Raw genomic sequence first — 24,913 nt, 5'->3', positions numbered from 1 at the left:
TTTTAAGTTTAGAAAATAAGCTAAAATAATAAACCCCAATAGATTTTAGGATCTATTGGGGTTTTCAATTTATTGGGATAAAACTTTGTAGCTTTTAAGGGTTAAACTTTATTTTTTTTTATAAACTCTCTCTTGTCCGTTATGATAAATTCTTTTTATCGCTGTTAAAGATTTTTTCTCGAAAACAATTTTTATACGATATTCATCTGTTCCATCAACCAGAAATAAATCTTTTTCAATTGGAGTCAATAAAAGAGTAACGATATTATTCCATCTGTAATATAAATTATCCCCTTCATAAACCAATTCAGATTTTCCATATTTGCCTTGATATGATTTTAAAACAGCATTATCAACATGTAATGGTTTTTGTCTGTTTTTAATAACCGGAATAAACCAGTTAAGATTATTTAATGAATCTTTATTTTTTAAGGCTAAATTTTTCAAAGCTAATAAATGAGACGTATTTATGGCTTCTTCGCTCTTACATAAAACATCCGGCATAACGCCTTTTCCTTCAAAATCCAGATTCGTAACCGGATCTTTGACTTCGCCAAAAGGTATATTTACAGAAAAACCATTTGATATTCCTACCCGGTTTATTGGGTGCGCTCCACCAGCCGTTTTTTCGCCCACAATCGTAACACGTTTTAAATTTTGAAGCGAATAACTCATCCATTCTGCAGCAGAAAATGTAACGGAACTTGTTAGAATATAGATATCTATATCGGCCAGACGTTTACCGGGAACAGACGGAAGCAGCCACATTTCTCTTTCAATTTTTTTTCTGTTTTTCTCGTAATAATAATATTTATAAAGCGGTAATTCTTTATTCGAATAAAAATAACTGCTAATAAACTGCCCCATTTCCATTGCCCCGCCATTATTTTTACGCAAATCAATAATCAGTGCATCTGTATTATTTAAAAACTGCATAACAGAAGCGGCTGTTTCACTCCCAATTGCAGGATCTTCAAAATAATCAAAAGCTAAATAACCAATATTTCCTTCTAAAATTCGTGCTTGCTGAAATCCGAAATTCCTGTTTTTTGCCTCAATTAATTCTGCTGCTTTAATTTTTTCCTGTGCCTTTTTATCTTCATTTTTTTGCAGAGGATCAGTCCATTCCGGATCATACATTACTCTAAAATGTAAATCTTTGCTAACCTCTAAAAGGTCCATAGTAAGTTTTGAGGCAAATTCATTTGGCGTTACACTGTTTTTATAAACTCCTGCATTAAAATTCTCTTTCAATTTTTTCTGAATACTTTCAATTGCATTCGGTCTAATGTAAAATTCTTCGAGTTCTTTACCCAGCGAATCGATAACTTGTTTTTTACTTAACTCCGTAAAATCAGGTTCTTTTTGTGCGTATACACCAATTGATAACAGCAGTAATATTACATTTATAAGTTGTTTCATCTTTATTATTTTTTACAATTTGAAATTATTTTATGCAGTAATTTGTCCAGTAATTCAATTTCGTCAAGTGATAATCCGTCAAGAGCAGTTTTTCGGTTTAGTTTAAAAACAGGCGTCAGTAAAACAATTGTTTCTCGGCCTTTTTCTGTAATTACAAGCTTTGATTTTCTTTTATCAACTTCATTTGCTTCTCTTATCAAATAATCTTTTTTGACCATTAATTCGATAATTCTTGTAATGGAAGCATTATCCTTAAAAATTAATCTGGCTATTTCAATTTGAGAAATTTTTTCGTTTTCATTTAAAATAATCAATACCAAACATTGATCAACCGTAATATCACTTACGACCTTCTCAATGTTTTTTTGGCAAACTTTCCTATATTCTTTTATAGCCTGTTCTATGGTATAAAGAACCGTTCCTGTTGGATTTTTCTGCTTCATTTTAAATAAGTTATATTTAAATTTATTTGATATATCAAATATATACAATTAATTGATATATCAAATAAAATATTTTATGCACTAAACCTTTCAGATTTCAATTCTCATGGAATAACAATTTTCTATTTATTTGAAACAAAAGAGTTTTCTTAAGAAGAATACATTTCATTTTTGCGGGTTATATTTGTAGTTAACTATCCCAATAAATACCACTCAAATTATGAGAAAAAGTCTAATGCTGTTTTTAATAGTAATTCCCTTCATTAGCAGTAAAACAAATGCCCAAAGCAAAAGCCAAAATTCAAAACCTAATATCGTTATTATAAATATGGATGATATGGGTTACGGAGATACTGAACCTTTCGGAATGACGGGAATTCCTACTCCACACTTTAACCAGGTCGCGCAGGAAGGAATGCGTTTGACTAACTTTAATGCAGCTCAGGCTATTTGTACGGCATCGAGGGCAGCATTGTTGACAGGATGTTATCCAAACCGAATTGGAATGTCGGGTGTACTGCTTCCGGGAGCAAAACATGCCCTTAATCCAAAAGAAGAAACGATAGCTTCACTTTTGAAAAAATCAGGCTATAAAACCGCTAATTACGGCAAATGGCATTTGGGAAATAACTTGCCATACTGGCCAACAAAATATGGTTTTGACGAGTTTTTCGGGATTCCGTATTCTCATGATGTATGGCCAATTGATTATGACGGATATTCATTAGTAACCGATCCTCAAGATCTGCGTTCTACCTTTCCTCCTCTTCCATTAATCAGCAATACCACTGTTATTGATACGATTAGAAACATAAAAGAAGCTTCTAAACTAACCACACTTTTTACCGAAAAAGCAGTCGGTTTTATCAAAAAAAACAAAAAACAGCCGTTCTTTTTATATCTCACACATCCGCTTCCGCACGCACCTTTAGCCGTTTCAGACAAATTTAAAGGCAAAAGCGAATTGGGACTTTTTGGAGATGTTATTATGGAAATTGACTGGTCTATTGGCGAAATATTAAAAACATTAGATCAAGAAGGATTGACTAAAAATACGGTGGTAATTGTAACCAGCGATAATGGTCCGTGGCTCTTTTTTGGTGACAATGCAGGATCATCTGGAGGTTTTAGAGAAGGAAAATCAACCACTTGGGAAGGCGGAACCAGAGTTCCATTTTTGATTCGCTGGCCCGGAAAAATAGAAGCCGGAACTGTAAACGGATCGCTTATGACGAATATGGATCTTCTACCAACAATTGCCGACATTACCAAATCTGCTTTACCCGAAAATAAAATCGACGGTCTGGATTTTCTTTCTTTACTGACAGGAAAAACGAATAAAGGTCCCAGAGATACTTTCTATTATTATTTTGGTGTAGGAAGCAATAATCTTGAAGCCATTCGTTACAAACACTGGAAATTGGTTTTCCCGCACAAAAGCACATCATACAATAAAAACCTGACTGGTAAAGGTGGTTTACGAGGAAAAGGCGCTGTAGTCGAAGTTCCGCTTGCGTTATATGATCTGGCGCACGATCCGGGTGAAGTTCGTGATGTTCAGGAATTATATCCTGAAATTGTAGCAGAGATTCAAAAAATAGCCGAAACCGCCAGAGAAGATCTTGGCGATGATTTGACTAATAAAGTCGGAAAGAACGTTAGGAAACCTGCGATTGTTGAATAAGTTTTTGTGAAATGTAAAAATATGCCACAAAGTCTCTAAGTCGCAAAGTTTTTTTTCTCATTTTATGTCATTTCGACGAAGGAGAAATCGCACTAGAAACTCGACAAAGATTGGCGATTCTCTTTGTAGATTCACAAGTGCGATTTCTCCTTCGTCGAAATGACAAACAGTACGTTTTATAATATAAAAATCAATTGCCTCCAGCTTTAGCTGGAGGTTTCTATTTAAATAGCAAAAAGGCTTTAGCCAAACTTACTAGTTCGGCTAAAGCCTTTTTCTTTGCCTATATTTTAACATCCAGCTAAAGCTGGACGCAATTGAATATCAAAAAATCTTTTTAATCCTTTTAATCTGTGGCATAAAAATAAAACTTCTCGCCTTAACGCCTTAGCGGCATAACCTAAACCACAAAATAAATTGGAATGAATCTTTAAATTGACACTTTAGCTTTTTTGCAGCTAAATTTTTACGGTAATTTTTTCAACAATTTTTGTTCGTAATATTCAAAAAAAATAGCAGTAAAAAAAGGGTTTTGTAATGTACAACTAAACATATTTTCTGTAGTTTTATGATCTGATACCCCCAAATCAATTAAGTAAAGAATGGCTTACAACAACAACGAATTACTTCGGTTTTTAGATGCTCAAAACAAATTGTATCTAACTGCTCTTGATGAAATTAAGAAAGGTAAAAAGGAATCTCCGTGGATGTGGTGCATTTTTCCGCAGATAAAAGGAATGGGTTCTACTGATACATCAAAATTCTACGAAATTAAAAATGCCGATGAAGCAATCGCTTTTCTTGAGCATCCAATTTTAGGAAAACACCTTATAGAAATAACAGAAGAATTAGTCAAAAAAGACGAACTCGAAGCTGTAGATATATTTGGTACGCCAGATGTTGAAAATTTGCAATCCTGTATGACGCTTTTTGCAAGTATTCAAAATACAGAACCGGTTTTTCAGGAAGTTTTGCATAAATACTTCGACGGATCTTCTGATTTTCATACACTGCAACTACTATACAGTAATTTGTAAAATCAATAAATTCAGGCGGTTTACTGGTATTTCATTAAAAATATAATGTTGCATTAGTGTATTTCTAAATTAAGATATTTATATTTGCAACACTGTTGCGTTTATTTGTTTCATAATGAAACGGTTAAATATCCAGCAGAAATACCACCGAATGAAAAAGAAAATCGTAGTTGTAAATTTACTGATGTCTTTTGCAGTATTGTTCGCCATGCTGTTTCAGACGGTTCACTCCTACGAGCATATTTTAAGACAGGCTTCTGAGAAACACTGTGAGCATAAAACTATTGCGGGGCAAAAACAAATAACGCACAGCCATTCGGTCGATGCCAATTGTCATATTTGCCATTTTGCCTTTAGTACCTTTATTCCGAATTCTTTTCAGGCCTTATCATTTCATAAAATAACGGTTGAAACCTCTTATAAATTCTTTTATTCGAAGGTTTATACAGCATTTTTTAAAGGCAGTCTCTTTGCACTGCGCGCGCCTCCCGCATTCATTTAATTTACTACACTTCATCTTTAAATAAAACAGCTTTTTACCTTCAATAAAATGGGTAAAAGGAAATACTGTTTTACAACTGTTTTGGTTCCTTTATTGGAACTCAAATCAGCAAATCAGCCTTTTAATTCTTGTAGTAAATCACCACTTCTCAAAATTAGACAATCACAATCAAGCCTTACCAATTAGGTAAAAGCCTGAGGTTTCTATATCTGCTTAAAATCAATTTACCAAATACATAAAAACTATGCTTACAGCAAAAAATCTCACCAAAAAATATGGTGATCATACCGCTTTGAATTCTTTAAACTTAACCATAAACGAAGGCGAAATCTTTGCGCTTTTAGGACAAAACGGCGCCGGAAAAACCACTACAATCAATCTTTTTTTAGGCTTTATCGAACCAACATCGGGAGAATTGGAAATCAATAACATTTCGGTTACTCAAAACAATCAGGAAACAAAAAAACACGTTGCTTACATTCCCGAAACTGTAATGCTGTATCCCAATTTAACGGGTTTAGAAAACTTAAAATTCTTTTCGTCACTGGCAGGATTCAAATATTCTGCGGGAGAATTAACTTATTTCCTTAATAAAGCCGGTTTACAGGCAGCAGCGCACGATCAAAACTTAGACGGATATTCTAAAGGAATGCGCCAAAAAGTGGGAATTGCAATTGCGATTGCCAAAAAAGCTAAAGTGCTTTTATTAGATGAACCTACGAGCGGTTTAGATCCCAAAGCTTCTAACGAATTTTCGCAGATTTTAAAAGAACTTTCTGCCGACGGAACGGCAATTTTAATGGCAACGCATGACATTTTCAGAGCCAGAGAAGTCGCTTCGCACATTGGCATTATGAAGCAGGGAACTTTAGTCACGGTAATCGAAGCCGATAAAATCTCAGCAAACGAACTCGAAGACTTGTATTTACAAACCGTTTAAAGGAAAAGATATTTCCAATCAAAGTATAAAATGAAACCTATAATTCTCTTTTTATTTTTAATAATTGCCACACATTCCATACAATCGCAGACTAATAAAAAAAACACAGACAGTATTGTTCAGGATTCTGTTAAAATGGCCAGAACCGAATTACAAACCGTTGAAATCGTGGGGCGTTCGACAAAAAAGTACACCAGCGATTATTCATTTGCCGCTACAAAAACTGCAGCTTTAAACAAAGATATTCCGCAGTCTATCTCAACCATAACCAAAGAACTTATTACAGATAAAGGTGCTTTTTATCTCGCCGATGCCGTAAAAATGGCAAGTGGTGTGATTCCGGCAAGTTATTACAATCAATACACGATTCGAGGCATCAGCCAAAATGAAGAAGGTCAGATTATCAATGGAATGCGAACTCGCCAGTATTATTTTTTACAGCCTTTAACGAGTAATATTGAGCGAGTTGAAGTGATTAAAGGTCCGTCGAGTGCTACATTTTCATCTGTAGATCCGGGCGGAAGCATCAATATGGTAACAAAAAAACCTTTGACAGTTGACCGAAAAGAAATCAGTATGAGCGTGGGCAGTTTCAGCACTTTACGCGGAACGCTTGATTTTACAGGCCCTTTAAACGAATCAAAAACACTTTTGTATCGTGTAAATGGTGCTTATCAACAGGCAAAATCGTTTCGTGATTTAGTGAATAATAAATCGTTTTTGATTTCGCCTTCCTTCAGTTATATCCCAAATGAAAAAACGGCCATTAATACCGAATTGATATTGAGCGATATGAATGGAAATCTTGACAGAGGACAGCCTATTTTTGGTGCTGTTGCCGGAAAAACAAGTTTAAATAAAACCCCAATCAGCTTAAATTTGGGATCATCAAGTGATTTTTTTAAGTCGAAAGAAATGATTTTGATGACCAATTTTGCCCATAAATTCAGTTCTAAAATTGGTTTTAATACATCATACATGAAACAAACCTGGACAGAAGATCTTCAGGAACACAGAACTACAAATGCATTTGCGGTCGATATCAACAATCAGCCTGTAACAAGTCTGGCGATGATGCAGTTTGTGCAGCGTCAGCAAAATTGGGATATCGACAATCTGAATGCTTTTTTAAACTTCGATTTCAAAACCGGAAAACTCAATCATAAATTATTAACGGGTTACGATTTAAGCAGCTGGAACAAAAATAAAGGCGGCGGGCAAAACGCAGCCAGAGGTTATTTATTAAAAGATGGTACGGTTGCAAGTTCTTTTGTTTTAGCGAATGCCTCAAATTATCAAACTATTACAGTTGACGGCGTTGTATTGCCAAAACCAAATGTCGAATATTTCAACTTAAACAATCCAATTTATAAAATTACAAGTCCGGAAGATTATACTCTGAATGTACGAACAGCTTTGCCATCAGCATTAACAACTACAAATGCGGTTTATATTCAGGATCAGATTCAATGGGAAAAATTCACTTTTTTATTGGGTTTGCGAAACGAATGGTTTGAGGATATTACGAACTACGAAACCAGCAACGAACTGAAAGTAAAAAAATCGGCTTTGCTGCCTAGAGTTGGAATTACTTATGCCGTAAATAGTGCGATAAATGTCTACACAACTTATCTTGAAGGCTATCAGCCGCAATCTAATACGGTTACTTTAATGCCGCAAACGGGTTCATTGCCAGCAGGAAGTTTGTTCGATCCGCTTAAAAGTGATTTGAAAGAAGTGGGAATAAAAACGACTTTTTTAGACAACTCAATGAGTTTTAATGCGGCGATTTATGAAATCAGACAACGCAATATTTTAATGAATGCCAATGATCCTGTAAATCCTGATTTATTGGTTACAAGAGGCGCAGAACGAAGCCGTGGTTTTGAGTGCGATTTAGCGGGTTATATTACGCCCGACTGGCAGATAAATGCTTCGTACAGTTATATCGATGCCGAAATTATCAAAGACAATAATCCAGCTTTAATTGGTGCCAGAAAACAAAACACGCCAAAAAACAGCGCGAATTTATGGACGAGATACAACTTTGCTTCAGATTCTGCTTTGCAGGATTTAGGAATTGGAATTGGAATGCAGTATCAAAGCTCAAAAGTGCCTTGGTTTACAAGAGATTTTACACTTCCTGATTTTACGATTTTTGACGCTGCTTTATTTTACAAACCAAGCAAAAGTAATGTGCAGATTACTGTTAATGCCGGCAATTTATTAAACAAAACGTATTGGCTTGGCGCGCAGAATTACTTACGATTATTTCCCGGAAGTCCACGAAACGTAAGCCTTACCGTAGCTTATAAATTTTAATTCGTTGAGTTGAAAAATATTTAAACACATAGAAACATAGATTTTTTACTAAAGAAGATAATTGAAAGAAACTAGTTTCTAACACAATAGCTATGTGAATTTATGCAAGTGAAACGCCTTTTTTAAGTCGCCTAAAAACTATGTTTCTATGTGTTTAAACAAATTACACTCAACAGGTAAATTTTAATTAATTATGAAATTATTACATAAAGAAATCCTCATAGCCAGACATTTTAAAAACTCAGTTTTTAAAAATTCGGCGATTTATATTATTACATTTTTTATTGGTGCGCTGCTTTTATTTGCTGCGTTTTCGGGTTGGGATAATTACAAAAGCCAAAACGAAACCAGCGAAAAATATCAGCATGAATCCCGCGAAGACTGGTTGAAAAATCCGGATAAAAATCCGCATAGAATGGCGCATTACGGGAATTTTGCTTTTAGAAAAAGTACTTCTTTAAGCGTTTTTGAATTCGGGATGGAACCGTTTTTCGGAAATGCTATTTTCCTCGAAGCGCACAAACAAAATACCGCCAATTTCTCTGAAGCCGGATTCTCAAACAGTATGCTTCGTTTTGGCGAAATCAGTATTGCGATGGTTTTGCAGATTTTACTGCCTTTATTGATCTTTTTTGTTGGTTTTAATTCAGTCGCTTACGAAAGGGAAAACGGAACTTTAAAAATTCTTTTAAGTCAGGGAATTAACTGGAAACAACTTTTGTTTGGTAAAATCCTTGGAATTGCAAGCGTTGTAATGCTGCTTTTTGTTCCAACAATAATTGTATTGGTTTTGATTTGGTTACTGCTTCAAAACTTTTCCATTTCGGCAGATGAAACAATTAAAATGCTATTGTTTATTGGGTTTCATTTTATTTATCTGATGTTCTTTTGTGTTGTTGCTGTTTTGGTTTCGGCGTCAAGCAAAACCTCAAAAAAAGCTTTGGTTTCTTTAATTGGAATCTGGCTAATTTTAACCATTATTCTGCCAAGAACAACACAGGCAATTGGAGCGTATTTATATGAAGCGCCTTCTAAAATCCGTTTTAACTCTGATATTGAAAAAGACATCCTGAAACAAGGCGACAGTCATAATCCAAATGACGTACATTATAAAGCTATAAAAGATTCTTTGTTACGTGTTTACAAAGTCGATTCGGTACAAAAACTTCCTTTCAACTATTCCGGATTTATTATGACCGAAGGCGAAAGAATCAGTTCAGATATTTATAATAAACATTTAGAAGATCTTCTAAAAATTTACGAAAAACAAAATAGTTTTTCTAAAGCTGTTTCATTCGTAAATCCATACATAGCCATGAAAAACTTATCAATGGGGTTATCCAATACAGATTACGATTCGTACATCGATTTTCAGCGGCAAGCCGAAAATTATCGCTACAATATGGCGCAGAAAATGAATGCGTTACAAATAAAATACATCAGCAACAAAAAACCCGGACCAAAGGACAAACCTTTAACAATTGACAAAAGACATTGGTCTATTATTGAAGAATTTCATTATGAACCAAAACCAGTTTGGGAAGTCTTAAAGGCCGAAATCACTGCTATCATCTCCATATTGCTATGGATAATCCTGCTGTTTGTTTTGATCAAAATTGCTGCTAAAAACCTAAAAGCCATTTAATATGTTAGTTCTCTTATTTAAAAATTTCATCCGCTCAAAAGGTACCAAAATTGGCTTACTTTTTTTATTAATCATTGGCTTTATAAGCCTTTTAATTGGCCGTCAGTTTCAGGAAAAACAGCAAAATAATATAGATGAAGCTGCCATTTACCAAAAAGAACATATTGCCAGAAACGCCGCTTTTCATAAAGACGAAATTGGACTCCTGCTGTATTACATCAAGTTTTCATTGGTCAATAACACTTTACCAATTAGCAGTTTAGCAATCGGGCAGCGTGATGTAAATCCATCCATACAAAGTGTGACGATTCGGGGTTTGGAAGCTCAGAAATACGATTCGGAACTCAATAATCCGAGTAACCTTTTATCCGGAAATATCGATTTTAGTTTTGTGCTTTTATATCTGTTTCCGCTTTTGATTATTGCTTTTTCGTATAATATTATTTCCGAAGAAAAAGAATCTGGAACCTGGAAAATTGTGGCAACACAGAGTCCGAATACCTTTTTATATATTTTAAAACTGTTTTATATTCGAATTTTGAGTTTAATTGGACTTTTGTCTTTTATACTTTTAATTGCGGTTTTTCTTTTGCAAATTCCTATTGATAAAGCGTTTATTTTATTCTACGGAATAGCAGTTTTGTATATTTTGTTTTGGTTTGCGGTTTGCTTTTTTATTGTTTCTCTTCAAAAGAATTCAAATTTCAATGCTGTTATTTTACTAACGATCTGGTTATTTCTGATTATCATTCTTCCTGCCGGAATCAACACCTATATTATCAATAAATACAAAGTTCCCGAAGCTTTAGAATTAACGCTTACGCAGCGAAATGCCTATCACGAAAAATGGGATATGGATAAACAGCAAACGCTGGATAAATTCTACAAACATTATCCGCAGTTTAAACATTATAATTTACCGGAAAGTGAATTCAGCTGGCTCTGGTATTACGCCATGCAGCAAATGGGCGATGATGAATCTGCCATACAATCCAAAGAATTAGAGTCAAAATTAGAGCAGCGAAATAATGCCAGCGAATTAATTGCACAGTTTATTCCAACGCTGCATACGCAGATTCAATTGAATGAAATCGCAAAATCAGACTTGAGAAACCAGCTTTTATTTCTAAAAGAAACAAATCAATTTCATGAAAAACTAAGACTGCATTTTTATCCGAAGATATTTGATAATGCAGCAGTTACTCAGCAAAAATGGGAGAATTTTAAAGTAGAAACGTTTAATGATAAATCAGAAACAAGTTATGTAAAAGCGTTTTTGCCATTACTGCTTTTCAATTTGCTGTTGATTGTTTTTGGATGGAGGAATTTTAAACGTTGAGTTTTTTTACGCAGAGTTTTTTTAACGCAAAGAGCGCAAAGGTTTACGCAAAGGGCGCTAAGATTAATAAAGAAAAAGTCTTTTTGCAAAGTTCACAAAGCTATATGTATACTCATAGCTTTGTGAACTTCGAGTTTGAAAAAATTCTCTTATACAAAATCTTTGTGCGCTTTGCGTAAACCTTTGCGCTTTTTGCGTTAAAAATCTACCCAGACCTTTGCGCTCTTTGCGTTAAAATTTTATGTTCCTAGTGGCAAAAAATAACAAAAAAAATATTTTCATTTTTTAAAGAAAGATATTAGTATTTTATTACTTTTAGCGAAAATTTAGAAATAAAACTGTTAAATATAAGTCCCAAATTATAATTAATGAAAAAACTACTTTTAATAAGTATATTAGTTCTTGCTGTTTTTTATGCCTTTAGAGAAATCGTTTATAAACCCTATATGTGGAAAAAAGCGATGAACACCCCAGAGCATCGATTGCAAATGGGAAGTTTCCTTTTTAGCAAGCAAACGGGTTCAAATGGAAGCCAGAGTTCACAATTCAATTATCTTATTTTTAAAGTAGTAGAAATAAACGGCGATTATGTTCGCCTTTCTCCTATTCGGCAATTATCTGAAAAAGGAAAACTTAAATCTTCTGACTTTTCTTTTACAAGGGACACTTACCGCAGTTTAAAACTGAATATTAAAAAGCTTACGATAACAGCAATTCCGCGCAACGATTTATATAAAGAAGGTCCAACTTATACCGTAAACAATTATTTGTTAAACAAATATCCTTCCTTAAAAAAATCCCGTTATTATTACGAAGAACTTTCAGAATCTGAAAAAAATATCCATTCGCCAGCTGAGTATTTTACGCTGGTTTATTCTAAAGAAAAAATTATAGAAAAAAGAAAACTGATTCCGTGGATTATCAATAACAGCGATAAACCCGAATTAGCGAAAAGCTTATCTCAAAAAGTAAGTTTGATTCTAAATTGATTTTTACCTCTTATTTCTAACGCAAAGTGCACTAAGTTTTTTCGCAAAGTTCACGAAGATTTTGAGAGAGTTTTATAAACTCAAAGTTCACAAAGCTAAACGTATAGCTTTGTGAACTTCAAAAAAACTTTTTCTTTCATTTAGCCTTTGCGGACTTTGCGAAAAAACTTAGCGTACTTTGCGTTAAATCTTTTTAAACAGCGAACTTTTTGCAGCAGTTGGCGATGATGAAGGTTTATTGATTTTGGTAAGACCAAATCGAAATTGGTATCCAACCCAAACACCTTCTGAAAGTAATAAAACAGAAATTGTTTTAAAGAACAACGAAAATATAATTGAATTGAAGTTTTAATACTCAAATGCAATAAATTTACCAAGTGTTTTAAATTTTATAAAATGCTAAAAAGTATATATATCACTGAGCTTAAAATGAAAAAACTATTTCAGCGAATCATCTTATTACTGCTTTTAACAAGCAATTTTACAAACGCGCAATCACAAGATTTAACTATACAAAAGTTAATCGACAATCAACTTATTAACCAAGAAGATGTTAGCGATTTTGAACTAAAACAACTCGACTTTAAGATGGAAAATAAAACTTCCTACTTATATGGATTGTTTCAGTATGAATTTAAAAAACTACATGGTCACTTTTATTTTGAAGTTATAACTGATATGGTTGCGATTGAAGATAAACAACTTACTAAAGAAGAACAAAAAAAAGAAAATATCGAACTTAGCGATTATCTTTTCAAACTAAAAAAATGCGATCTAATTAATGAAAAGCAATTTAGCTATTTTCAACAGCAAATAAATAATAATTCGTATAGTTATAAAATACAATTTTTAAAAAATATAACAAATAAGGCCTTAGAAGCAGATCACAAGGAAAGGCTTAAAAAATTTGCAAATTTTCTTAAAGAATACGAAATAGCAGATACAAAATATGAAAATCTTATTGCTGCGATAGATCAGGAAAAGATAAAAGAACATGCTGATTTACTTTTGTATTGTGAAAAATCTATAACTATTGACACAAAAGATGATATAAATGAACCAAAAGAGTATTTAGAAGCTATTTATAAAAAAACAGCTTCTTTAGCCCCAGAATTAAACTTTACTGATTTTGAGCTTAAAATAGTTCCTGATACCGATAAATTTTATGATTTTATTGTATCGTTAAAATCAGGTGGAAAAATTTACAAACAGAAAAGTTCTTATCGAGTTCGCAAATCGTCAAAAGATGATTTTTCAATAAATAAAATAAATTGTAAAGACTATTATCAAATTTTCAATAAAATTTTGAATGATCAGCATTCTCCGTATAGACTTCATGAAATTAAATTTAATGTAGATGAAACTTACCCGGAAGTTCTTGGTATAATGATGTTGACAAAAGAACAAGAAAAAGCACTGAAGATACACGAAACTTATATCATACCAAGTCAGGAAGATTACAAAAAGAAGTTTACAACTTCGCAAATCGACAAAGTAATAGAAGAGTATTCAAACATTGGGTTATTTTCAAATCTAAGTGCTGCTCAAATCAATCTGGGAAAAGAAAATGTTGCAGAGCAGGAAAACAATAATTATATCGAAATTCTTTCTGCTTTTCCAAACATCATATATTCAATTCCTAATAGCCTTCCAAATTTTAAAGATTCGTATGCTGAATTAACAAAAGAATACTCGAAGATTTCTCATAATCAATTTAATCCAACCAATATTTCAAACATTTTTGACAAAAAAACTAAAAAATCAACGTTAAAATTTAAAGTCGGAAATAAATCGTATACTAAAGTTCTTAGGATAAGCGATTATTTTATTGATTTATACTTTTTTGAATTTATAGAACTTGTTGCAGCTGAAAATAAACTCAATGGGAAATTTTACGATTTACATACCGGAGGAGAAGGCTCAAAAGTTATTTTTCTCACAAAAAAACAATATGATTATATCAGAGCAAATAAGCTTTTATTATTTTTAGATCAAGAACCAGAATATGACGAATAAATTTTATTAAAAATGATTTGTTCTTTTAAAAACTATATCGTAATATTGCTATATTAAAATTTAAAATAAAAATGGGAGCTACTAAAACAGAACATTTTACAGATAAACAAAACCAAATTGCTACCATAGCAAAAGCTTTGGGACATCCGGCAAGAATTGCTATTATTGAATATCTTTTGAAAGTAAATGAATGTATTTGCGGCGATATTGTAAACGAACTTCCCCTTGCCCAGCCTACTGTTTCGCAGCATTTAAAAGAATTAAAAAATGCCGGACTTATAAAAGGTAATATAGAAGGAAATGCTATTTGCTATTGCATTGATGAAAATACTTTTGATATTTTAAAAGCTTATTTCTCTAATATTATTGCTGTTACAAAAGAGCAGAAATGCTGTTAAACCTTTTTTTGTAAATCTATATCGCAATATTGCATTATAACTATAAAATAAAAAAACAATGAAACTATCAGACATTAAAAACATTCTTCCAAATTTGGAAAATGTTGTATTTCAATTAGAAAACGGAGCTTTTGTTCCTGAACATTTTCATGTAACTGAAGTTGGAACTACCAATAAAAAATTTATTGACTGCGGCGGCGTAATTCGCGATGAAAGTGCCGTTAACTTTCAGTTATGGAATGCAAATGATTTTGAACACAGATTGAAACCGAACAAACTTCTGAATATCATTAAACTATCAGAAGAAAAATTAAATATTCAAGATTTTGAAATTGAAGTTGAATATCAAAATGAAACCATCGGGAGATATGATTTAGAATTTAACGGAACTCATTTTATTCTAAAAAACAAAACTACGGCTTGTCTGGCACAAGAAGCATGCGGCGTTCCTGTATCAAAAGAAAAATTAGCTTTAACGGAACTCTACAAAAGCGAAGCCAATAGCTGTTCTCCAAATTCGGGCTGCTGCTAAATGAAACAGAAAATAATTAAATACAAGAAACCTATTATCATTACAACATCTGTAATTGTGCTGCAGCTTATTTTTGGCTTTGAGCCAAAATTCTGCATCATCAATATCATTTGGTTATTAGTTTAAATTATGACAAAAAACATTTTAGTACTCTGCACAGGAAACAGCTGCAGAAGTCAAATTGCCGAAGGTTATTTAAAATACTTTTTAGACGATAAAGCCAGCATTTACAGCGCCGGAATAGAAACGCACGGAGTTAATCCAAGAGCAATTATAACGATGAAAGAAGATGGAATTGACATTTCTAATCATACTTCAAATCATGTTGATGAATACCAAAATATAGATTTTGATTTTGTAATTACGGTTTGTGATAATGCAAAAGAGCGCTGCCCGTACTTTCCGTCAAAAGCTCACAAAATACATCAAAACTTTAATGATCCAGCCAAAGCAGCAGGAACTGAAGAAGAAATTTTACAGGAGTTTAGAACTGTAAGACAAACTATAAAAGAGTTTTGCGATCAGTTTGGAAAAGATAATTTTTAATATTAATCAAAATAACAAAGCTCGTTTCTATTATGAAATGGGCTTTTATAATCTTTTACAACTGCAATTCAGCATACATACCAATTTGCTTATAATACTTTTCGATTTCTTTATTTAATTTGGTGTAAATCATTTTAAAACCTATTTTATTAAAGGCAATTCATTTATTAAACTTTTCCATTTTTCAGTTTTTAAATATCTAGGAAGTATCGTAATTTTTTGAAGGTTTTTTAATCCATATAAAGATTTAAGATCAACACTTTCATCTTCTATTTTCACCGCCAATCTGAGATACTTTAATTGAGTTAATGATTTTAATGGACTTATGCTTTTTACAGCTTTTCCGGTACCATTCATCTTTCCATGCTCGATATCTAGTTCTTTTAAATTGATTAAAGTAGAAATTGGAGTTAAGTCATATAAATTATTCATTCCATAAATATAAAGGGTTTTTAAATTCTTCATATTTTTTAAGAAATCTAGATTTTGAATTTTTGTGACATTTGCAAGTATCAAAACCTCTACTGAATTTAAAGAATCTAAATTCGGAATTTCGTCCTGCTTGTTTGAACTTATTTGTAGATATTTTAAATTTGGTAATGCTGAAAAAACTGAAATACGTTCTTTATCAATGTCATTGACATAAATAGCTTCAATTTTTTCATTTACAATCAAAGAAGAAAAATTTGTATACGCTTTTTTAAATTTTTTAAGTGGAGTTGATAAGCTCAGAACTCGTGTATCATTATCTACTTTTGATAAATCATAGATTCCAGAAACATTTCCTTCTAAAACTCCTAAATGAGCTATTGCTCCATATGGTGCTTTTTCTTCTAATAAATAATTATCCCAATTCATAAATTATTAAATATATTTTCAGTTACAAAATCTCTCTATATAAAACAATTAGAATGTTCTATATCAGTTATTAATATATCAAAATAAGGCAGAATTTCATCAAACTAAAACCTCATCTTCTGAATTCGAACCGCATTTAAAATCGCCAACAACGCTACACCAACATCTGCAAAAACAGCTTCCCACATTGTGGCAAGTCCGCCTGCACCGAGAATAAGTACAAAAGCTTTTACAACGAAAGCTAAACCAATATTCTGCCAGACAATTTTTTTGGTTTGTTTTCCAATATTAATTGCCATTGCAATTTTACTCGGTTTATCATCCTGAATTACAACATCGGCGGTTTCGATAGCGGCATCGCTTCCTAAACCTCCCATTGCAATTCCTACGGTGCTTAATGCGATTACCGGAGCATCGTTTACGCCATCGCCCACAAAAGCTACCGTTTCGTTTTTGGCTTTGATTTCGTTTACTTTATTGACCTTATCTTCCGGAAGTAAATCTCCAAAAGCATTCTTTATTCCGAGTTTATCGGCCACAAACTCAACGACATTTGTTTTGTCTCCGCTTAACATCGTAACTTTTACGCCTAATGATTTTAGTTTTGAAACGGTTTCTTGCGCATCTGCTTTAATTTCATCGGCAATGGTTAAATAACCCGCAAACTTATTATTGTAAGCAATGGCAATTGTGGTGTAAACTACTGAACCTGGATCAATATCGTAAGAAATATTAAACTTATCCAGTAATTTGAAATTCCCAACATGCAGTTCTTTTCCGTTTACTTCAGCTTTTAATCCGTGTCCGGAAATTTCTTCAACGTTTTTTAATTCGATAGAAGAATCAATCACGCCAACATGATTATGAATTGCAGTCGCCACGGGATGTGTACTTTTACCTTCTAAAGCATTAACCACTTTCAGAATTTCTTCTTTATCAAAATCAGGTTTTATAATGACTTCCTGAACTTTAAAAACACCTTCGGTCATTGTTCCGGTTTTGTCCATAACCACATTCTGAATCTTCGAAATACTATCGAGATAATTACTTCCTTTAAACAGAATTCCGTTTTTACTCGCAGCGCCAATTCCGCCAAAATAACCAAGCGGAATACTGATAACCAAAGCACACGGACAAGAAATAACCAGAAAAACCAAAGCTCTGTACAACCAGTCGCTAAACACATAATTATCGACAAAAAGCATTGGCAGTAAACAAATTGCAATTGCTAAATACACTACAATTGGTGTATAAATTTTGGCAAACTTGCGGATAAATAATTCGGCAGGCGCTTTTTTTGTTGTCGCATTCTGCACCAATTCCAGAATTTTCGAAAGTTTACTATCGTTGTAAGCCGTTGTAACTCTTACTTGTGCAATTGTATTTCCGTTGATCATTCCGGCTAAAACCGTATCTCCTTTCTTTTTAGTATCTGGTTTACTTTCTCCCGTTAAAGCTGCGGTATTAAACGAAGCCGAATCTGATAATAATTCACCGTCTAAACCTAATTTTTCACCTGCTTTAAGCTGAATGGTATCGCCTATTTTAGCCTCTTTAGCTTTTATTTTTACGGCAATATTATTTTCTAAAATATTAACCTCATCCGGACGCTGATCCAGTAAACTTTTAATATTAGATTTTGCTTTACTGACCGCCATTCCCTGAAATGTTTCTCCAATGGTATAAAATAGCATAACGGCAACACCTTCGGGATATTCACCAATTGCAAAAGCTCCAATAGTGGCAATACACATTAGGAAAAACTCGGAAAAAACATCGCCTTTTACAATGCTTTCATAAGCTTCTTTCAAAACCGGAAGCCCAACCGGAAGATAAGCAATGACATACCAGGCGATTCGAACATATCCTGAAAACCAGTTTTGAGGAAAATAATGGTCAAATCCAATTCCTATAAGTAATAAAGCAAGAGATATAATAGATGGAAGGAATAATTTAAACAAACTGCCTTCGGCTCCATGTTGGTGATCGTGGCCGTGGTCATGTCCGTCATTATCTGAATGTACAGGTTCGTCGTGTGAACAACAGCAGGATGGTTTGGTTTTATTTTTAGTATTTTTTATTTCTTTATCTTGATGTATCATTTTTGGAGTTTCAAGTTTAATCCCGATAGCTATCGGGACAGGTTTTTTGTTCTGTAAACTTCGTTTAAATTATGCTCTAAATTTAGTCATTTTGTGGTAATTACTCTTAAGTGAAAATGTTTTTTAATCTCGCAAAGTCGCAGAGTCGCAAAGTTTTTGATTGGAGAATTAAGCGTACTATTTGTCATTTCGACGAAGGAGAAATCTTCGCGAGTAACTCCGTAACGAGAATCCAATCTTTGTCGAGCTTCTTGCGAAGATTTCTCCTTCGTCGAAATGACATAAAATGAGAAATAAACTTTGCGACTCTGCGACTTTGCGAGATTATTTCACACCTTCTTTAGAGAAACCTTCGCGACTTTGCGAGATTATTTTACACCAGCTTTAAAAAAAAACTTTGCGCCTTAGTGCCTTCGTGGCAAATAACCTAATGCTCATGCGCTCCCCCGCCCTTCATTGAAGAAAGCAAATAAAAAGCACCTTCTGTAACAATTTTAGCATCAGGCTCAATTCTGTCAACAAATTTAATTTCTGTAAAACCTAAATCTGTAGTACCGGGAATCACTTCAATTGCTTTAAAATGAATTTCTTTTTCTTTTGTTTTCTCGTTTTTATGCTCTTCTTCCTGCACAAAAACAAAATATTTATCGGCATTTCGAACAACGGCGTCTTTTGGTAAAGCCGGGACGGTGGCATTTACAATATTGATATTTGCCGAAACATACATTCCCGAAATCAAATCTTTAGCATCGGCGGGATCAATTTTGGCGTGAACTGCAACGGTTTTACTTTCGTTAGAAAATGATTTATTGATTCCGAAAATCTTTCCTTTAATTGATTTATTGGATTGATTTGTCAACACAAAATCGATTACCTGGCCAATTGAAATCGAGCCCAGATCTTTTTCATAAACATTTAAATCTAAATGCATCTGACTGTTATCTACAACCTCAAACAAAGAAACTCCGGTTTGTGCAAAAGCGCCTTTAGCAATACTGATTTTTCCAACATAACCGCTTATGGGCGCAACAATTGGCACTAAAGACGAACTTCCTTTTATACCAACATGCAAGGCTTCCAACTTATTTTTTGCAGCCTGCGCACGGGCTCTTTCTGCGGCTAATTTGGCTTTTACTTCCTGAAATGTTTTCCTCGGATTCACGTTTTCATCGCTTAATGTTTTCTGGCGGTTGTATTCTAATTGCAAATATTCAACATTGGCTGTAGCCGAATGATAATCTTCCTGCATTTCAATTACTTCCAGATTTTGAATGGTTGCCAAAACTTTCCCTTTGTTGACAAAAGTTCCTTCTAAAACATAAATATCTTTTACTGTTCCGCCAATTAAAGTCGAAACCTCAGCCGAATTTTGCGGTGGAACTGTGGTATAACCATTGGCTTTAATGATTTTATTCAGGTTTCTGTTTTCTACAAATCCGGTTTCAATGCCTACTGTTTTATATTGAGATTCTGTTAATGTGGCTTCTGTCTGCGATTTTTCTTCTTCATGGGTTTCTTCGGTCTTTTTTTCATTGCAGCTTAAGTTAACCGCAAAGAGCGCAAAGGATCCGCAAAGTACGCCAAGTTTTATTCCTTTGCGAAGTTCGCGTTTTTTCTTTGCGAACTTTGCGGTTAAATTTTTAGATATATCTTTCATGATTAATTGTTTTTGATGGTTGGGAATTGAAGTTCGATGGCACTTTGATTGAAACTGTGCGTTGCTTCGGCGAGTTGTTTTTTGATATCAATAGCCTGATTTAAAAAACTGATATACGACCAATAACTCATATCGCCGTTGGCATAACTTTTTTGTGCCGTATCAATAATCTGGTTGGCATATTGCAAACCTTCATTTTGATAATAATCCAGGTTTTTCTGCTGTTTTTGAAAGTTATTCTGCAATTCTTCTTTTTGCAGGTTCAGAATAATTTTGTTTTTATCGAATGCCAATTGCGACTGCGAAATGCTAATTTCTGCGACTTTGGCTTTAGCAGTATTTACGCCTCCAAAAATCGGAATTTGCAATCCCGCCGTGAAACCCTGAAACAACGATTCAGTATTAATAGTCTGTGCAAAATAGCCTAAACCTAATTTTGGTGTTCTGTTGGCTTTAAACGTTACTGCTTCTTTTTGGTAAACCGAAATCTGCTGCTGATAAAAATCTGTCAATAACGTTTCGGCTTTAGAATCTTTATTTTCAACAAAGGAATACTTTAATGAAGTCGTTTCATCTGGGATGATACTTTCATTCGTCTGCACAAAAAACTGAAGCTGTTTTTGGTAAATCGCCAAATCGTAATTTAATTGTTCTTTTTGGGTTTCGATTTCTTTCACTTTGGCTTTGGCACTGATCACTTCAATGTTTCCACTTTCTCCGGTTTTAAAACGGAGTTCGGCGTTCTTTAGGAATTTGGTGTAAATCTCGTTTAATTCTGAGTTTAACTTTTGAATCGAAATTCCGTATAAATATTGATAATAGGCCAAAGTGACGGCTTTTTCCAGTTCGTAAGAGGATAAAGCTTTTCGTTTTTCGGCCAGTTTTGCCAGTTCTTCCTGCAATTGTCTGTTTGCTTTTGTGACATTTCCTAATGGAAAGAATTGCTGTACCGAAACATTATGATCGAAATCTACGCTGTTAAATTGTCCGCCTTGATATTGAACCTGCAACGGATCTGGTTGAAAAGCAGTTTTCTTTAAAAGGGTTTGTTTTTCTATTTCTTTATCGGCGATTTTTAGGTCGATGTTGTTTGATTTGGCAAGTTCTATTGCTTTTTCTAAAGATATTTTGGCTTGCGCCGATGTTATTGTGCTTGCCAATAGGAATGCAATTAACCGCAATCCCGATAGCCATCGGTAGCAAAGTATTTTTGATTGATTTTTATATGTTGATTTTTTCATTTCATTTGTTTTTTTTTAACTCTCGCAGATTTTGGAGATTTAGCAGATTATTATAATCAAAAATTAAATCTGCCGAATCTGCAAAATCTGCGGGAGAAATCATTTTACTTTACGGTTAAACTTCTCTAACATTAAATACAAAATCGGTAACACGATTAACGTTAATAAGGTTGCCGAGATTAAGCCGCCAATAACTACCGTTGCTAAAGGTTTCTGTACTTCTGCCCCGCCGCTTGTGGATAATGCCATTGGTAAAAATCCTAAAGAAGCTACGGCTGCGGTCATTAAAACGGGACGTAATCTGGTTTTGGTTCCGATTATGACTCGTTGCAGCGGATCTAAAATTCCTTCTGATTTTAATTGATTGAAATACGAAATCAGAACAATTCCGTTTAGCACCGCAATTCCGAATAAGGCGATGAAACCAATTCCGGCAGAAATACTAAACGGCATTCCTCTCAGCGAAAGCGCAAATACCCCTCCAATAGCTGATAACGGAATGGCTGTAAAGATTAAAAGTGCTTGTTTATAGCTTTTAAACGTAAAATACAGCAAGATCAAAATCAAACCTAAAGCGATTGGCAATGCAACCGAAAGTCGTTTTGTGGCTTCGATTAAATTTTCAAATTGTCCGCCATACGTTACATAATAACCCGCAGGAAGTTTGAAATCTTTGTCGAGTTTCTGTTGAATTTCTTCTACAACGGTTTTAATATCTCTGCCACGAACATTTAAACCAACGGTAATTCTTCGTTTTCCGTCTTCGCGCGTAACCTGTACAGGACCTTGTTCATAATCTACACTCGCCACTTGCGAAAGCGGAACTTGCTGTCCGTTTGGTAACGGAATAAATAAATTACTCACATCGGTAATATCGGCGCGATTGTCCTGATCCATTCTTACTACAACATCAAAACGTTTACTTTCTTCGTAGATTTTTCCGGCACTTTCTCCCGCAAACGACGAACGAATAATTTGATTAATATCAGAAATATTCAATCCGTATAAAGCAATTTTATTGTAATCGTATTTTATTGTAATTTGAGGTAGTCCGGTTACTTTATCGGCTTTTAAGTCGCCAATTCCTTCAATGCTTTTTATTGTCGAAATTAATTCTGATGCTTTTGAATCTAAGATTTCCAGATCATCACCAAAAATTTTGATGGCGATATCGCTTCGGCTTCCGGTCATTAATTCGTTAAATCGCATTTGAATAGGCTGCGAAATTTCGATGTTAGCGCCCGGAATTACTTCCATTTCTTCTTTCATGGCGTTTGCCAGTTCTTCCCAATTATGGTATTTACCTTTCCATTCTTTTTTGTCTTTTAAAACAATAATCAAATCGCCGCTTTCAATGGGCATTGGATCGGTTGGGATTTCCCCGCTTCCTATTTTGGTTACGATGGTTTTGATTTCTGGGAATTTGGCTTTTAAAATTTGTTCGTATTTGGTTGTAGTTTCCACCATCTGCGTAAGCGAACTTCCTGTCATGATTGAAGCATTAATGGCTAAATCACCTTCTTCAATGGTTGGAATAAATTCACCGCCCATATTATTGAAAATGATTAATCCTAAAGAGAATAATCCGAGAGAGATTCCTAAAACTACTTTTTTGAATTTTAATGCTTTATTTAAAAATGGTGTGTATAAATTCTCAAACCAAAGCATCATTTTGTCGCTGAAGTTTTCTTTATGTTCGGTTTTCTTCGAAAGAAATAATGCACTCATCATTGGCACATAGGTCAGCGAAAGTATAAACGCGCCAATTACGGCAAAACCCACTGTCATGGCCATTGGTTTAAACATTTTTCCTTCGGTTCCTATTAAAGCGAGAATTGGCAGATACACGATTAGAATAATGATTTCTCCAAAAGCGGCACTATTCCTGATTTTTGATGCCGAATTGTAGATTTCAACATCCATTTCTTCCTGCGAAAGTTCTTTATTGCGTTTGAGTTTCTGCAGATGATGCATGGAAGCTTCTACAATAATAACAGCGCCGTCGACAATAATCCCAAAATCTATGGCACCTAAACTCATCAGGTTTCCGCTTACGCCAAAGGCATTCATTAAAATAATAGCAAATAACATCGCCAGCGGAATTACCGATGCAACGATCAATCCGGCACGAAGATTTCCTAAAAACAGGATCAGCACAAAAATGACAATTAAAGCTCCTTCGAGTAAGTTTTTGGTAACGGTTCCAATGGCGTTATCAACCAGTTTTCCTCTGTCAATAAAAGCTTCTGCAACGACACCTTCGGGCAGGCTTTTATTAATCTGGGCCATTCTTTCATGGATTCGGTTTACAACGGCGCTGGAGTTTTCGCCTTTCAGCATTAAAACTAAACCGGAAACTATTTCTCCTTTTCCATCTTTTGTTGAGGCGCCGTAACGTAATGCAACGCCTTCGCGAACCTGCGCTACATCGCGAACCAAAACTGGAGAACCGTTTCTGTTTTTAACAACGACGTTTCCAAGGTCTTTTACACCTTTTGCCATTCCTACACCGCGAATGAAATACGCGTATTGGTCTTTTTCAATATAAGCGCCTCCGGTGTTTTGATTGTTTTTTTCTAAGGCATCAAAAATTTCGGTAATCGTAACGCCCAGACTGTTTAGTGTATTTGGGTTTACGGCGATTTCGTATTGTTTTAGTTTTCCGCCCCAGGTACTTACATCGGCAACGCCTTTAATCCCCTGTAATTGCGGAATAATAATCCAATCCTGAATGGTTCTTAGTTTTACGGCGTCGTATTTGTTTTCGTAGCCTTTTTTGGCGTAAACATCATATTGGTAAATTTCTCCAAGACCTGTTGTAATTGGCGCTAATTCCGGTGAACCTGCATAAGCGGGAATATTTTCTTCGGCTTGTTTTAAGCGTTGAAATATTTGTTCGCGTGCCCAGTAAATATCAACATTGTCTTCAAAAACAACGGTTACGACAGATAACCCAAAACGGGAAATACTGCGGAGTTCTATAATATCGGGAACGGTTTTTACGGCTTGTTCCAGCGGATATGTTATTAACTGCTCGACTTCCTGACTTGCCAATGTGGGCGCAGTGGTAATAATCTGAACCTGATTATTGGTAACGTCCGGCAAGGCATCAAGCGGCAATTGTTTAAGCGAATAGCTTCCCCACACTATTAAAACGAGGGTAAATAATAGTATAACGAATTTGTTTCGTATACTAAACTGAATGATTTTATCTAGCATTTGAAATATATAATGACATGA

Annotated in this window: 20 protein-coding genes; 13 read left to right on the top strand and 7 right to left on the bottom strand. The window is 34.2% G+C overall.

What is annotated here, in order from left to right; translation table 11 throughout:
• Positions 1–108: 108 nt before the first annotated feature.
• Together NLJ00_RS16340 and NLJ00_RS16335 are read right to left on the bottom strand one after the other, a co-directional pair.
• Positions 109–1,422: a S41 family peptidase gene (locus NLJ00_RS16340; protein ID WP_256634578.1), complete on the bottom strand. Its 1,314-nt coding sequence runs from the start codon at positions 1,420–1,422 to the stop codon at positions 109–111.
• Positions 1,423–1,427: 5 nt separating this feature from the next.
• Complete coding sequence (locus NLJ00_RS16335; protein WP_256634577.1) at positions 1,428–1,865, bottom strand: MarR family winged helix-turn-helix transcriptional regulator; 438 nt, start codon at positions 1,863–1,865, stop codon at positions 1,428–1,430.
• A 220-nt stretch (positions 1,866–2,085) separates the two neighbouring features.
• Here NLJ00_RS16335 and NLJ00_RS16330 point away from each other — a divergent pair, with 220 nt between their 5' ends.
• From NLJ00_RS16330 to NLJ00_RS16270, 13 genes are all read left to right on the top strand, one after another.
• Entirely contained in the window at positions 2,086–3,549 is a 1,464-nt protein-coding gene (locus NLJ00_RS16330) for a sulfatase family protein (RefSeq protein WP_256634576.1), read from the top strand.
• Positions 3,550–4,151: 602 nt separating this feature from the next.
• Positions 4,152–4,586, top strand: a complete 435-nt coding sequence (locus tag NLJ00_RS16325) for a DUF1810 domain-containing protein (protein ID WP_053470316.1) — start codon at positions 4,152–4,154, stop codon at positions 4,584–4,586.
• Between the two features lie 151 nt (positions 4,587–4,737).
• Entirely contained in the window at positions 4,738–5,088 is a 351-nt protein-coding gene (locus tag NLJ00_RS16320; RefSeq protein WP_256634575.1) for a hypothetical protein, read from the top strand.
• Between the two features lie 244 nt (positions 5,089–5,332).
• Positions 5,333–6,028 (top strand): ABC transporter ATP-binding protein, encoded by a 696-nt coding sequence (locus NLJ00_RS16315; RefSeq protein ID WP_256634574.1) that lies wholly within the window; start codon positions 5,333–5,335, stop codon positions 6,026–6,028.
• Positions 6,029–6,058: 30 nt separating this feature from the next.
• Complete coding sequence (locus tag NLJ00_RS16310) at positions 6,059–8,350, top strand: TonB-dependent siderophore receptor (protein ID WP_256634573.1); 2,292 nt, start codon at positions 6,059–6,061, stop codon at positions 8,348–8,350.
• Positions 8,351–8,543: 193 nt separating this feature from the next.
• Positions 8,544–9,995: an ABC transporter permease gene (locus NLJ00_RS16305; protein WP_256634572.1), complete on the top strand. Its 1,452-nt coding sequence runs from the start codon at positions 8,544–8,546 to the stop codon at positions 9,993–9,995.
• Position 9,996: 1 nt separating this feature from the next.
• Positions 9,997–11,334, top strand: coding sequence for a DUF3526 domain-containing protein (locus NLJ00_RS16300; protein WP_256634571.1), 1,338 nt, complete (start codon positions 9,997–9,999; stop codon positions 11,332–11,334).
• Between the two features lie 368 nt (positions 11,335–11,702).
• The gene (locus NLJ00_RS16295; protein ID WP_256634570.1) at positions 11,703–12,323 is read left to right on the top strand and encodes a hypothetical protein; all 621 of its coding nucleotides are present in this window, start codon (positions 11,703–11,705) and stop codon (positions 12,321–12,323) included.
• A 429-nt stretch (positions 12,324–12,752) separates the two neighbouring features.
• A complete protein-coding gene (locus NLJ00_RS16290) occupies positions 12,753–14,339 on the top strand; it encodes a hypothetical protein (RefSeq protein ID WP_256634569.1) in 1,587 nt (528 codons plus the stop codon).
• Positions 14,340–14,410: 71 nt separating this feature from the next.
• Positions 14,411–14,737, top strand: coding sequence for an ArsR/SmtB family transcription factor (locus tag NLJ00_RS16285; RefSeq protein WP_053470308.1), 327 nt, complete (start codon positions 14,411–14,413; stop codon positions 14,735–14,737).
• A gap of 58 nt (positions 14,738–14,795) precedes the next feature.
• Entirely contained in the window at positions 14,796–15,269 is a 474-nt protein-coding gene (locus NLJ00_RS16280) for a DUF6428 family protein (RefSeq protein WP_256634568.1), read from the top strand.
• Positions 15,270–15,395, top strand: a complete 126-nt coding sequence (locus NLJ00_RS16275) for a hypothetical protein (protein WP_256379778.1) — start codon at positions 15,270–15,272, stop codon at positions 15,393–15,395.
• Between the two features lie 3 nt (positions 15,396–15,398).
• Positions 15,399–15,815 carry an arsenate reductase ArsC gene (locus NLJ00_RS16270; protein ID WP_256634567.1) on the top strand — a complete coding sequence of 139 codons (417 nt, stop codon included), beginning with the start codon at positions 15,399–15,401 and terminating at the stop codon, positions 15,813–15,815.
• Positions 15,816–15,956: 141 nt separating this feature from the next.
• Here NLJ00_RS16270 and NLJ00_RS16265 read toward each other — a convergent pair whose 3' ends face one another.
• The 5 genes from NLJ00_RS16265 to NLJ00_RS16245 all read right to left on the bottom strand — a co-directional run bounded on the left by NLJ00_RS16265 (position 15,957) and on the right by NLJ00_RS16245 (position 24,892).
• Positions 15,957–16,673 carry a leucine-rich repeat domain-containing protein gene (locus tag NLJ00_RS16265; protein ID WP_256634566.1) on the bottom strand — a complete coding sequence of 239 codons (717 nt, stop codon included), beginning with the start codon at positions 16,671–16,673 and terminating at the stop codon, positions 15,957–15,959.
• Between the two features lie 104 nt (positions 16,674–16,777).
• The gene (locus NLJ00_RS16260; RefSeq protein ID WP_256634565.1) at positions 16,778–18,775 is read right to left on the bottom strand and encodes a heavy metal translocating P-type ATPase; all 1,998 of its coding nucleotides are present in this window, start codon (positions 18,773–18,775) and stop codon (positions 16,778–16,780) included.
• Positions 18,776–19,202: 427 nt separating this feature from the next.
• Positions 19,203–20,432 carry an efflux RND transporter periplasmic adaptor subunit gene (locus NLJ00_RS16255; protein WP_256634564.1) on the bottom strand — a complete coding sequence of 410 codons (1,230 nt, stop codon included), beginning with the start codon at positions 20,430–20,432 and terminating at the stop codon, positions 19,203–19,205.
• Positions 20,433–20,434: 2 nt separating this feature from the next.
• The gene (locus NLJ00_RS16250; RefSeq protein ID WP_256634563.1) at positions 20,435–21,673 is read right to left on the bottom strand and encodes a TolC family protein; all 1,239 of its coding nucleotides are present in this window, start codon (positions 21,671–21,673) and stop codon (positions 20,435–20,437) included.
• 99 nt (positions 21,674–21,772) lie between these two features.
• Positions 21,773–24,892: an efflux RND transporter permease subunit gene (locus tag NLJ00_RS16245; protein WP_256634562.1), complete on the bottom strand. Its 3,120-nt coding sequence runs from the start codon at positions 24,890–24,892 to the stop codon at positions 21,773–21,775.
• Positions 24,893–24,913 lie beyond the last annotated feature (21 nt).

Origin of the sequence: Flavobacterium panici (assembly GCF_024499525.1) — a bacterium.
In the GTDB taxonomy this organism is placed as follows: Bacteria; Bacteroidota; Bacteroidia; order Flavobacteriales; family Flavobacteriaceae; genus Flavobacterium; species Flavobacterium panici.
The sequence above is the reverse complement of the archived record's forward strand: the minus strand, read 5'-3'. Positions and strand labels throughout refer to the sequence as shown.

Coding starts and splice junctions, on each gene's coding strand:
- NLJ00_RS16340 (WP_256634578.1), bottom strand. CDS start 1,422: ATGAAACAACTTATAAATGTAATATTACTGCTGTTATCAATTGGTGTA.
- NLJ00_RS16335 (WP_256634577.1), bottom strand. CDS start 1,865: ATGAAGCAGAAAAATCCAACAGGAACGGTTCTTTATACCATAGAACAG.
- NLJ00_RS16330 (WP_256634576.1), top strand. CDS start 2,086: ATGAGAAAAAGTCTAATGCTGTTTTTAATAGTAATTCCCTTCATTAGC.
- NLJ00_RS16325 (WP_053470316.1), top strand. CDS start 4,152: ATGGCTTACAACAACAACGAATTACTTCGGTTTTTAGATGCTCAAAAC.
- NLJ00_RS16320 (WP_256634575.1), top strand. CDS start 4,738: ATGAAAAAGAAAATCGTAGTTGTAAATTTACTGATGTCTTTTGCAGTA.
- NLJ00_RS16315 (WP_256634574.1), top strand. CDS start 5,333: ATGCTTACAGCAAAAAATCTCACCAAAAAATATGGTGATCATACCGCT.
- NLJ00_RS16310 (WP_256634573.1), top strand. CDS start 6,059: ATGAAACCTATAATTCTCTTTTTATTTTTAATAATTGCCACACATTCC.
- NLJ00_RS16305 (WP_256634572.1), top strand. CDS start 8,544: ATGAAATTATTACATAAAGAAATCCTCATAGCCAGACATTTTAAAAAC.
- NLJ00_RS16300 (WP_256634571.1), top strand. CDS start 9,997: ATGTTAGTTCTCTTATTTAAAAATTTCATCCGCTCAAAAGGTACCAAA.
- NLJ00_RS16295 (WP_256634570.1), top strand. CDS start 11,703: ATGAAAAAACTACTTTTAATAAGTATATTAGTTCTTGCTGTTTTTTAT.
- NLJ00_RS16290 (WP_256634569.1), top strand. CDS start 12,753: ATGAAAAAACTATTTCAGCGAATCATCTTATTACTGCTTTTAACAAGC.
- NLJ00_RS16285 (WP_053470308.1), top strand. CDS start 14,411: ATGGGAGCTACTAAAACAGAACATTTTACAGATAAACAAAACCAAATT.
- NLJ00_RS16280 (WP_256634568.1), top strand. CDS start 14,796: ATGAAACTATCAGACATTAAAAACATTCTTCCAAATTTGGAAAATGTT.
- NLJ00_RS16275 (WP_256379778.1), top strand. CDS start 15,270: ATGAAACAGAAAATAATTAAATACAAGAAACCTATTATCATTACAACA.
- NLJ00_RS16270 (WP_256634567.1), top strand. CDS start 15,399: ATGACAAAAAACATTTTAGTACTCTGCACAGGAAACAGCTGCAGAAGT.
- NLJ00_RS16265 (WP_256634566.1), bottom strand. CDS start 16,673: ATGAATTGGGATAATTATTTATTAGAAGAAAAAGCACCATATGGAGCA.
- NLJ00_RS16260 (WP_256634565.1), bottom strand. CDS start 18,775: ATGATACATCAAGATAAAGAAATAAAAAATACTAAAAATAAAACCAAA.
- NLJ00_RS16255 (WP_256634564.1), bottom strand. CDS start 20,432: ATGAAAGATATATCTAAAAATTTAACCGCAAAGTTCGCAAAGAAAAAA.
- NLJ00_RS16250 (WP_256634563.1), bottom strand. CDS start 21,673: ATGAAAAAATCAACATATAAAAATCAATCAAAAATACTTTGCTACCGA.
- NLJ00_RS16245 (WP_256634562.1), bottom strand. CDS start 24,892: ATGCTAGATAAAATCATTCAGTTTAGTATACGAAACAAATTCGTTATA.